The 11343-nt window shown below is 64.3% G+C and carries 9 protein-coding genes; 8 read left to right on the top strand and 1 reads right to left on the bottom strand.

Annotation, left to right across the window (positions count from 1 at the left end; genetic code table 11):
- Positions 1-14: 14 nt before the first annotated feature.
- Positions 15-1100, bottom strand: coding sequence for an FAD:protein FMN transferase (locus GXY33_12980; GenBank protein NLX06046.1), 1086 nt, complete (start codon positions 1098-1100; stop codon positions 15-17).
- A gap of 340 nt (positions 1101-1440) precedes the next feature.
- Here GXY33_12980 and GXY33_12975 point away from each other — a divergent pair, with 340 nt between their 5' ends.
- The 8 genes from GXY33_12975 to GXY33_12940 all read left to right on the top strand — a co-directional run.
- Entirely contained in the window at positions 1441-3132 is a 1692-nt protein-coding gene (locus tag GXY33_12975) for a TolC family protein (GenBank protein NLX06045.1), read from the top strand.
- Positions 3125-4744 carry a hypothetical protein gene (locus GXY33_12970; protein NLX06044.1) on the top strand — a complete coding sequence of 540 codons (1620 nt, stop codon included), beginning with the start codon at positions 3125-3127 and terminating at the stop codon, positions 4742-4744. Before GXY33_12975 ends, GXY33_12970 begins: the two co-directional genes overlap by 8 nt.
- A 25-nt stretch (positions 4745-4769) precedes the next feature.
- On the top strand, positions 4770-5510 hold the full coding sequence (locus GXY33_12965; protein NLX06043.1) for an ABC transporter ATP-binding protein: 741 nt from the start codon (positions 4770-4772) through the stop codon (positions 5508-5510).
- The gene (locus tag GXY33_12960; GenBank protein ID NLX06042.1) at positions 5510-6892 is read left to right on the top strand and encodes an ABC transporter permease; all 1383 of its coding nucleotides are present in this window, start codon (positions 5510-5512) and stop codon (positions 6890-6892) included. Before GXY33_12965 ends, GXY33_12960 begins: the two co-directional genes overlap by 1 nt.
- Before the next feature lie 19 nt (positions 6893-6911).
- The gene (locus tag GXY33_12955; protein ID NLX06041.1) at positions 6912-8396 is read left to right on the top strand and encodes an ABC transporter permease; all 1485 of its coding nucleotides are present in this window, start codon (positions 6912-6914) and stop codon (positions 8394-8396) included.
- A 4-nt stretch (positions 8397-8400) separates the two neighbouring features.
- Positions 8401-9873 (top strand): tetratricopeptide repeat protein, encoded by a 1473-nt coding sequence (locus GXY33_12950; GenBank protein NLX06040.1) that lies wholly within the window; start codon positions 8401-8403, stop codon positions 9871-9873.
- 116 nt (positions 9874-9989) lie between these two features.
- On the top strand, positions 9990-10379 hold the full coding sequence (locus GXY33_12945; protein NLX06039.1) for a BlaI/MecI/CopY family transcriptional regulator: 390 nt from the start codon (positions 9990-9992) through the stop codon (positions 10377-10379).
- Positions 10376-11343: M56 family metallopeptidase (locus GXY33_12940; protein ID NLX06038.1), on the top strand; the 968-nt coding region annotated here is incomplete at its 3' end. The genes GXY33_12945 and GXY33_12940, both read left to right, overlap by 4 nt.

Genomic DNA, 11343 nt, shown 5'->3' with positions numbered 1-11343 from the left:
CACGGCAACCCGCCTCATGGCGTCACCTCCGGCTGAGCCAATTCGAATCGGGCAAAGCCCGATGAGCGGAGCGTCTGCGGCGCATCCTTCGAACCGGCGACCAGCAGGGCCTCAACACCCTCGATCCGCTCGATCAGGGCCAGACCCTCCTGCGGTCCGAGCACCGAAACCGCGGTGGCCAGGGCGTCGGCATCAATGGTGCGCGGGGCGATCACAGTGACGCTGGGCAGCTTCTCAGCCGGTCGGCCCGTCCGAGGATCGACGATGTGGCTGAACTTCCGATCGCCGATGGTCACGTACCGCCGGTAGTTACCGCTGGTGGCCACCGCTGCGTCGGTCAGACCGATCCGCCAGCCCGCCTCTTCGCCCAGGGCGTCACCGGCCTCAGCCGCGAAGGGATCCTGGACGCCGACGGTCCACCGCCGTCCGAACGAAGCCACCTCGCCTCCGATATCGACCAGACCAGCCGTCACGCCCGGCCCACGGATCGCATCCAAAGCCCGATCCACCGCGTGCCCCTTGGCGATCGCATCGACGGTCAGCCGCACCCCATCCTCGACGAACCGCACCATCGGCGGAGACGCCGAAAGCCGCACCTTCGCCCAGCCGACGTGTTGTTGGGCCGCAGCGATCTGGTCATCCGTCGGCATCCGGCCCTCCCGGGCCGCCTGCTTCCATAGCGCCAGCAGCGGAACGACCGTGATGTCGAACGCCCCGTCGGTCTCCCGACTATATTCGAGCGACCTCTCCAGCACCATCAGCGTCTCGGCCGAGACCGCCACCGGCCGCTCCGCAGCGTCGCGATTGACCTGCGACAGTTCCGAATCCTCGCGGTAGGTGCTCAGCCGCCGGTCCACGTCGTCCAGGGCCGTCATCGCCCGGGCCAGGGCCTCCTTTCCGGCGTCCGCAGCCGAGGCCTCGATCCGGATCCGGGCGAACGTCCCCATGATCGTGAACCGCCCGCTGTCGATCGCCACCGGCCCGGCCGAACCGGCACCTCGTAACAACCACATCGCCGCAGCCAAAGCAATCAGCAGCAGCCCGAAAACCGGGACCACCCACCATCGAAGGGCTGATTGTCGATCATTCACTTCCGCCATAGTCACGAAGATTCTACCGCGCCGACCCGCCACACGCGAGCATGCCCCACTTCTCACGGCTGGATCAGCACTTACAGAAACGAGAAGGAAGTTTGTTTTGACAGGGGCGCAAATGCAGCTATAATGCACACCTTATGGTTCTTCCGGCCGGGTAGACTCGTGGTATCTTCGCGCTGATTCTCTGGCCTCTGACGTTTTTCAAAAAAGCGGCGAATGGATCAGTTCCTTTGAGCGTCTTACTTACATAGGCAAATGAATGCGGTCAGGGTGCCTACAGACCGCATTCCATTAATAAAAGTCATAACCATCCAGAATCAAGCGGCAGGTGGAAGTGAGTCGGGTGAAAGTAAAACGGTTTTCCGTAATGGCGGGGCTGGTTTTTTGCGCGCTTTTGGGCTGCCACATGTACCGTCCGGGACACGGCAACCTGGCTGACGACGCAGACGCGCCGATCCAGAAGCTGATCGAACAGCGGCTCGCCGAGCAGCGCAAGGACAAACCCGGTCCGCAGCGCCTGGCGGAGTACAACCGGGATCGCTATCAGCGGCCACAGGATCTTGAGCCGGCGCCGGAACTGAAGGACCTCGAGTCGCGGCGCGAGGCCGTGGCGGCCAAGCTGGTCGAGGCCGGTCCGCTGGAACTGCCGACGGCTTTGGCCTTCGCCCTCGAATTCAACCAGTCGATCCTGGCCGGACGGTCGGCGATCGAGGCGGTCGGCGGCGACGAACTGATCGCCCGCTCGCGGTTCCTGCCGCACCTGTACTACGACCTGGAGCAGCGGAACCTCGAAAAGATCGCCGGCGACCTGTTTACCGACCGCCGCGACCAGTTCTTCCGATTAACCCAGGTGCTGGCCGAGTGGGGCAAGGACAACCCGCGGGACATCGTGCTCCGGGAGAATCAGCGGGAGGCCCTGTTCGTCTACGAAGACACCGTTCGGCGGGTGCTGTCCGACCTGCGGCTGCGGTTCTTTACGGTGCTGCTGCGTCAGCGGCAGTTGGCCGAGCGGATGGAACTCCTTGGCGAGTTCCGCGCGCAGCACGAGCGGATCGTCAGGCTGTATGAGCGCAAACAGGTGGCGGAACTGGATGTTTTGACGGCCCGGCTGAACATGCTCAACGAGGAAACCCGGATCAATGCGCTCCAGCGTGAGATTCTCAGGCAGGAACTGGACCTGTTGGACCTTCTGGGCTTTCCGGTCGGGACGACCGATCTGGCGCTGGCCGGTGAGCTGGAGTCCCTGGAGTTGGCGCCGGAGTCGGCGGTCAACGTGGCCCTGATGCGAAGCACGTCGATCGCCCAGGCCCGGGCGGAGGTAATGGAGCAGCGGCGCAAGGCCCGGCAGGTGCTCTGGGAATACGGTCCGGACATCCGGGCCCAGGGCGGCTGGAAGGGCAGCCGTGGCGCGGCGGGCCTGGAGTTGTTCGGTCTCGACGGCCTCTACCAGCTTTCGACGTTCGCCGAGCAACACGTCGACCGGCCCGACGCGGGGTTTTTGCCCGTATTGAACCAGTCGTTCGTGACCAGCCCTGACTTTCGGCTATTTCTCGACGAGGACGTTCTGGCCGCCGAGCAGGAAGGGTGGTTCCTCAATCTACTGCTGGAAGTGCCGATTTTCCAAGGGTTTGAGCGGCGTGGCAAGTACATACGGGAACTGGCGCGGCTCAAGGAGACCCGCCACCTGCTGGGCGAGACGATCGACGAGATCGAGGTCGAGGTGCTCAAGGCCTACCAGAGCCTGCTGGAGACGCGGGAGGAGATGCGGATACTGGCCGAGACGGTGTCGATTTCCAAGAAGCGGCTTGACACCATGCAGCGGCTCAAGGAACTCGGCCGCATCAGTGACGATGAACTGGAGACCTTCCGCGACCGCTTCTTCCAGGATCAGGACGTCTACTTCGTCCAGCAGATCCAGCACGTCCAGGCCCAGGAGCAGTTGCGGTTCCTGATGCGGTACTTCGACGATCTGCCCGAACCGGAACCGCAAGGCGAATCCGTGACCGCCGAACCAAGCGAGGGAATTCATGAATAAATCCATCCGCACCGCCGCCATCGTCTGGCTGACCCTGTTCGCCGCCGGCGTCGTCCGCGGCCAGGCGACCCAACTGGCCACCATGCCGTCGACGCTGTCGCGCGACGACCAGCTCAACCTGCTCAAGATCGAGCACGCCAACCTCGAGCTCCAGAAGGCCCAGGCCGCCCTGGAGCGGGCCAAGTTGGAACTCGACGACACGCAGGCCCTCTTCGAGGAGAACATCGAGCCGATCAACAAGCTGCGGGAAAAGCAGCAGGCCTACGAGGAGGCCAAGATCCTCTACAAGCAGGCCCAGAACAACCTCGACCAGATGAAGCTGGACTTCCTCAAGAACGCGACGCTGATCCGCGTGGCCAACGCCCGGATCGCCCGCGGCGAAGGGACGGACGTGATCGCCTCGATCGAGCTTCAAAACGACAGCGATATCGGCAAGGCTCGGGTGGTGATGAGCCACGGGCAGGGCGACCCGCCGCCGGCCGACGCGGACCTGGCTTCGCTGCTGAAGGTCGATAACATCATCGTCACGCTTTGGGGCACCGCGTACCTGAACAGCAGCGGCCTGGACCAGCCGGCCCAGAGCGCCAAGGCGATCATCGGCGACCCGTTCCAGCAGATCGTGCCCGAACTCCGCTACGGCGAGAAGGTGACGCTGGACTTCCGATTGATCAAGCGCGACGTCGAACACGTGACCGTGCAGATTCAGTATCTCGAGGAGATCAAGGAATACGACGTGTTCCTCAAGAAGGAGGCGCTGCAGGACCTGCCCACGATCACCTCGGCCCAGTACGACCAGCACGGCGACCTGGGCAGCACGATCAAGTACAACCTGCACCTGGAGCGGTTGGCCAAGACCGAGCAGAGTTTCTCGCTGCGGGTGCTGAATTTTCCGCAGGAGATCAGCTTCGCCTTCGTCGATCCCAAGACGATGGCCAAGATGACCACGCTGAAGTTCAGCAGCGAAGAGAGCGACCGGATGATCGACTTCCAGGTCGAGATTCCCAAGAACCTCGACACCCGGTTCATCGACACCAACATCCCGTTTCAGATCGTGGTCGCCCGCCCAGCCGAGATGGAGGACCTGCACGAGCTGATCCAGAAACACCAGGGCAAGGAGATTCCCGACGAGGAGCTCGCCGCGCTTCAGGTCAGCCGCGTCCAGCTCGTACTCGTGCCCAAAGGCGTGGGCAAGCTCGACTTTATCGTTCCGAACCTCTACCGCGAGGTCCAGCAGGGCGAGCCGGTCGAGCTGAAGTTCCAGGTTCTGAATTCCGGCACGCTGGCCGTCCGGCGGGTCACGCCGGAGGTGGATCTGCCGCTCGATTGGGAAGGCCAGGTCGAGCCGCGCGAAGCGGAGATCGTCGAACCGGGCGAGAAGAAGGCCTTCGCCATCGCCCTGGCACCGCCGGCCGACGTGCAGGTCGGCGAGTACACCATCAAGGTCAACGCTGAGGGCCACTCGGGGCTGGAGATCATCGAACCGACCGAGACCACCTTCACCGTGCGGATCAAGGCCCAGACCAACCTGGGCGGCACGATGGCCCTGGTCGGCGTTCTGGTCGGTCTGGTCCTGGTCATCGCGGTGGCCAGCGTCAAGATTTCGCGACGATAAACCACGGCAGGAAGGAGCCATCGGCATGCTCGAAATACGGCAACTCAAAAAGATCTACGAGGACGGTACGGTCGGCGTCGACGAGATCGATCTGGATGTGGGCGCCGGAGAAATCTTCGTCCTGCTCGGAGCCAACGGGGCGGGCAAGACCTCGACGATCATGCTTATCCTCGGTTTCACCGAGCCGACCTCCGGATCGGTCACGATCCAGGGCGTGGACGTCGAGAAGAACCCGCTGGAGGCGAAGCGCCACGTGGCGTACGTCTCGGAGAACGTCACCCTCTACGGCAACTTCACCGCCCGGCAGAACATGGACTTCTTCGCCCGGCTCAGCGGGCGGTCCGACGTCAGCGAGGACGAATACCGGGCGGTGTTCAAGCGGGTGGGCCTGGCGGAGAACGCCTATAACCGCCGCGTGCGCGGGTTCTCCAAGGGCATGCGCCAGCGTCTCGGGATCGCGATCGCGATCCTCAAGAACGCCGAGTTGATCGTCCTGGACGAGCCGACGAGCGGTCTGGACCCCAAGGGCGGTTACGAGTTCCTGGAGATCGTCGGCGGGCTGCGCGAGGAAGGCAAGGCGATCCTGATGTCCAGCCACGACATCTTCCGGGCCAAGGCGATCGCGGACCGGGTGGCGATCATGTCGCGGGGCAAGATCCTGGAGGTCATCGACCGGGATCGCCTGGCCGACGTCGATCTTCAGCAGATTTACCTGGAATACATGGAACAGGTGGAGGCCGGGGCCACGTCGGCCCGGGTGGAATGATGCTCAGACTCCTTATCCGCAAGGAAATCCTGTCGCACGTGCTGTCGTTCCGGTTCGCGGTGACGTTCGTGATCTTCCTGGTGCTGATCTTCACCAGCATCTACGTGACGGTCAACGGCTACGAGCAGGAGATCGCCGAGCACGGGGCCCGGGTGCGGGCCTACCAGGAGCACCTCAAGGGCATCATCACGCAGGACGACCACGACCGGATCGGCTGGCGGCTGTTCTGGGACGACGGCAAGCTCGACGCGGTGCCCGTCTCGGCCCTTTCGTGGCTCGGCCACGGGATGCAGTCGATCAATCCCATCGCGATCAACACCTACCGCTGGGGGGCCAAGGAGGTGGACCGGGGCCTGACCCGCAACCCGCTGCTGGGCCTGCTGCAGGTGCCGGACTTCATCTACGTGGTCAACGTGGTGCTCTCGCTTCTGGCGGTTCTGTTCATGTTCGACGCGGTCTGCGGCGAGAAGGAGGCGGGCACGCTGCGGCTGACCCTTTCGAACCCGGTGCCGCGTCACCTGGTGCTGCTGGGCAAGTGGATCGGCGGGTACCTCGTCCTGATGATCCCGTTTTTGATCGCGACAATCGGCGGGCTGGTCTACGCCTGGTCGCAAGGAGTGCTGGCCGCCAACTCGGAGCAACTGACCCGCATCGGCCTGCTGCTGCTGACCTCGTGCCTGTACATCGCGGTGTTCTTCAACCTGAGCCTGTTCGTCTCGGCCGCCACGGACCGCTCAGCCACCAGCCTGCTGGTCTGCCTGTTTCTGTGGGTCACGTTTATCATCGCGGTGCCCAATATGGCCCCGGTGACCGCCCAGATTCTCCGAGAGACCCCTTCGCTGCACCTGATCGAATCCAACAAGGAAGCGGTCGACCGGGAGTACCAGTTGAAGATCGATCAGCTCACCCAGACCACCGGCGAACTGGCCTACGGCAAGAAGATCGAGCAGGAGCGCGAGCGCCTCGAAAAGGAGCGCGACGCCAGAAAGCGGCAGTGGGATCGCTACTTCGAGGACCGCAAACACGACCAGTTCAGTCTGGCCAAGACGCTGGCCCGCACCTCGCCCAGCGGCTGCTGGATCTTCGCCGCGGTCGCCCTCACCGACACCGGCCCGGCCGCCCACGAGAGGCTGGTCGCGGCCCGCAATCGCCTCGAACAGACGTACAAGGAGAAGTGCGACAAGCTCGAGGAGCACCGGCGGCAAAATGACTGGAAATTCCCCGAGATGACGGTCGAGGAGTTTCCAGCCCTGATGGTCCAGAACGCCTCGGCGGCCCAATCGCTGATGGACGCCCTGAACGACATGCTGATCCTGATCATTCTGAACGTGGTCTGCTTCATGGCTGCGTTCATGCGGTTCCTCCGTTACGACGTGCGCTAGAACCAGAGAGGTCTTTGCCATGCTGACCGAACTGATACGCAAGGAAATTCTCGAACACCTGATGAGCCTGCGGTTCGCCATCGCGTGCGTGCTGTGTTTCGTGGTCATCCTGTGCAGCCTGTTCGTACGGCTCCAGGACTACGACGCCGCGATGAAGGATTACCACGAAAACTCGGCACGTCTCAAGAAGCAGTTGGCCGATCTGGAGAAGGGCCATCCGTGGAGCATCATCTGGGGCGGAGTCGAGGTCATCCAGCGGCCCAACCCGCTGAAGGTTTTCGTTCGCGGCGTCGATCCGGGCAATGGCATGGCCGCCCGAGTCAACGGTTTCCAGCCGGCCCGGCTCCACCGCAACGAGTCGCTGAACCGGCTGGTCCAGCTTTTTCCCGCCATGGACATGGTCAGTTTCGTGGGCGTGATCATGTCGCTGCTGGCGATCGTGTTCGGCTACGACGCGGTTTGCGGCGAGAAGGAGCGAGGCACGCTGCGGCTGATGCTCTCGTACAGCGTGCCGCGCGACACCGTGCTGCTGGGCAAGTGGATCGGCGGGTACGTCACGCTGGTGCTGCCGTTTATTCTGGCGATTCTGGCCGGCGCGGCGGTCGTCATGACGCAGGCCGACGTGGCCCTGACCGTCGAGCAGTGGCATAGGTTCGCCGCCATCGCGGGCCTGGCGTTGCTGTTCATCGCCGCCGTCTACTCGATGGCGGTGTGGGTGTCCTCGGTCACGCCGCGGTCGTCGACCAGCATCATGGTGCTGGTGACGATCTGGCTGATCGCGATCCTGGCCGTGCCGAACCTGAGCCCCTACCTGGCCCAAGCGTGGCGCGAGGGTGAGAATCCCGTCGAGGCCCAGAAGGCCCAGCTCGCCGTCCTGTGGGATCTCTGGCAGCGCGAGGTCGACGCGCCGATGAAGGAGTACGACCGGCAGCACGGTTTTGTCGGCGAGCACTGGTGGGAGAACGTCGACTGGAACGTCTGGGAAGGCGACGGCGAGAAGAAGGGCCTCAAGGACGGCTACGAGCGGTCCGCCTTCGAGGACCAGTGCGAGACGCGGGCCCACCGCCTGAGCATCGAGATGTTCCGCAAGCTGGACGAGAAGTCCGTCCGCAGCCTCGACCCACAGATCGAACTGGGCCGCTGGATCTCGCGGGTCTCGCCCTTCTCGTGTTTCGCCCTGGCCGCCACCGAACTGACCGACACCGGCGTGCTCCAGAAGCGCCAATTCCTCAACCAGCTCCACGACTACCAGCTCAAACTGTGCGACTTCGCCTTCGCCCGGGTCGCCAAGCGCGACCAGGTCCGCCTCGAACGGCAATCGACGGACCGCAACTTCGACTGGGCCAAGGAAACCCCGGGCGCTCCGCCCGCGTTCGTCTACACGCCGCCCGCCGGAAGCGAGTACGCCAAAGCCGTGCTGCTCGACGCGGGCATTCTGACGGGCATGGCGCTGGTGTTTCTCATGCTCAGCTACGTCTCATTCCTTCGCTATGACGTGAGGTGATAACGTGAAACGGATCGCCATCATCGCCGGCATCATCCTGTCCGTCGTCGTCGCCTTCTTCGGCACCGTCAAGTGGAACGTCTATTCCCAGCAGCCGGAGGTTCTGCTCCAGAAGCTCCGCGCGGGCAAAGGCGACCAGCAGGACCTCTGGATGCGGTTTAACCTGGCCCGCGGCGACACCGTCACGCCGATGCTCGAGGCCCTGGCCGACCGGTCGGCGCCCGCTGAGTTCCGTGCCGAACTGATCGAACTGCTCGCCCGGCGGTTCTCCGCCAGCGGCCGTCAGGACGAGATCATCGCCGCCATCACCGCCGGCCTGGCCGACGAGGATCCGGTCATCCGCCGCCGGGCCGTCTTCTGCGTTTCGGTCTATCTGGACAGCGCCCATCAGCCGGACGTCTTCGAGATGGTGGCCGACCCGGACCTCGAGGTCCGTCGCGGCGTCTACGGCATCCTGGTCGGGACCGGCAACGCCCGCTGGCGCCGCGGCGACCGCAACGTCATCAACGACGAACTGTGGAAGAAGATGACCTTGGAGCAGCGCCAGACCCTGGTCCAGCGGTGTCAGGAACAGGCGGCGAAGGAGACGGATGAGGACCTGCGGATGCTCGCGCTTTCGGTGGTCGGCCGCGAAATCGAGTTCCTCTGCACCCAGTCCATCGAGGCCGACTCCCGCGGACAGATCGACCAGGCCGAGCAGCTTCTGGATCAGGCCCTGGCCATCGACCCGGCCAGCCACCAGGCCCGCATCCGGCTCGTCCGCCACCATCTGGCCATCGGCCGAAAGGAAGAGGCGTTGGCCCTGGCTGAGGAGAACGGGGCCCTGCTGCGAATCCCCCGTCTTGCCGCCGAGCCCAGGATCGACGGCGACCCGAGCGACGAGGCGTGGAACTCCGCCTTCCGCTATGAGGGCCACCCCTTCTACCACGCCACCAGCCGCTTCGTCGCCCGCCAGGTCACCGGCAAGACCGACTTCTACATCGGCCACCGCGACGGCAAGCTCTACCTCGCGATCATCGGCCACGAGGACGACCTCGACGAACTGGTCATCAAGTGCACCCGCCGCGACAGCCCGGTCTGGCAGGACGACTCGGTCGAGATCTTCTTCGATCCCGCGCTGCAGGAAACCAAAGCCCACCAGTTCGTGATCAACGCCGCCGGCGCGCTGGCCGACCTGAACATGGGCAGCGGGTGGATAAGCCACAACTACGCCTGCCAGTACGCGGGCAAGGTCTTTGAGGACCGCGGCTACTGGGCGTGCGAGTTCGCCATCCCAGCCGACGAACTCGACAAGGCCAAGATCACCGCCGACGCGGTCTGGGGGCTCAACATCATGCGGGCCCGCATCGGCCCCGCCTCCGAGCAGTGCGCCTGGTGGCCCACCTACGGCTTTAGCCACCGCTACCACCTCTATCCGATTGCGATTTTCGAGGACGCCGAACCGACCTCAACGTCCGCCCCGGCTGGCAGTCCGTGACCACCCGCCCAACCCGGCGCGTTGTTTCGAACTTCTACGAATTATTTCGTTGACACTACGAAGACCATCGTATACAATGTCTCCCGGACAATCAAAGTCCGAAAGGAGGCGTGGCGATGGGACGCAAATCCTCACAGCGGCCGACGGATGCCGAGTTGGAGATTCTCCAGGTCCTCTGGCAGCGAGGGCCCAGCACGGTCAAGGAGGTCCACGAGCAGCTTTCCGGCGGGCAAGGGGTCGGCTATACCACCATCCTCAAGCTCATGCAGATCATGACTGAGAAGGGCTTGGTGATCCGCGATGAGACGTCGCGTTCGCACGTCTACGCGGCCAAACTACCCCGCGAGCAGACCCAGCGGCAGCTCGTTCGCGACCTGCTGGACCGGGCGTTCGGCGGATCGGCCCGGACGCTGATCGCCCAGGCCCTGTTGGCCGGCAAGGCCTCGCCTGAGGAACTCGATGAAATTCGTCGGCTGCTGGATCGGATCGGGGAGGACAAGCCATGACACCCCTTGATGCGGTTCTTCCTCCGGACGTGGTCCACCGCCTCGGCTGGACCTTGGTGCACTTGGTCTGGCAGGCGGCGGCCGTGGCGCTGGTGTTGGCGGTCGTGTTGGCCTTTCTGAAGAATGGTCTCGCCAACGTACGTTATCTGGCGGCGTGCGCAGCCTTGGTCATGATGGCCGCCCTGCCGCTCGGCACGTTCATCGCCATCGATGCTCCGCCATCCGGTCAGCCGATCCATGTCGCCGAGCCGCCGCCCGTTGATGCGACTCCGGCTGCAACGGATGCCTCGCCGCCCGCCGTCGTGTCATCTCTCAACATCACCGCCGAAACACCTCCAGGCGTCGCGCCGACGACGCCGATCGAGCCACCCTCTTCGCCGGGTGTCGATTGGCTCGCCATCCTGGAGGCCCATTTGGACCTGATCGTCGCCGGATGGCTGATCGGGGTGGCGCTGCTTTCGGGGCGGCTGGCCCTCTCGTGGTATACCGCTCAGCGGATTCGTCGCGGACCGGCCGAACCGGCTCCGGTTCACTGGCAACGGCGATTGGCTGAGTTGGCTGAGCGGTTGGGCATCACCCGCACGGTGGCGATGGTCGAGTCGTCGCTGGCCCAGGTGCCGATCGTGATCGGGCATCTGCGACCGGTGATCCTGCTGCCGCTGGGCGCTTTGACCGGCCTGCCGCCGGAGCAGATCGAAGCCGTTCTGGCCCACGAGTTAGCCCACATCCGCCGCTACGATTACCTGGTCAACCTCATCCAGACGGTAATCGAGACGCTGCTGTTCCACCACCCAGCCGTCTGGTGGGTCTCGCGTCGTATCCGGGCTGAGCGTGAACACTGCTGCGACGACCACGCCGTCGCCCTCTGCGGCGACCGCCTCGCCTACGCCCGAGCCCTTGTCGCCCTCGAAACCCTCCGGCCGCCAACCGCCGACCTCGCCCTCGCCGCCGCTGGTGGATCGCT

Source organism: Phycisphaerae bacterium (assembly GCA_012729815.1).
GTDB lineage: Bacteria > Planctomycetota > Phycisphaerae > JAAYCJ01 > JAAYCJ01 > JAAYCJ01.
Note: the sequence above shows the minus strand (reverse complement) of the source record. Positions and strands in the feature narration are given on the sequence as shown.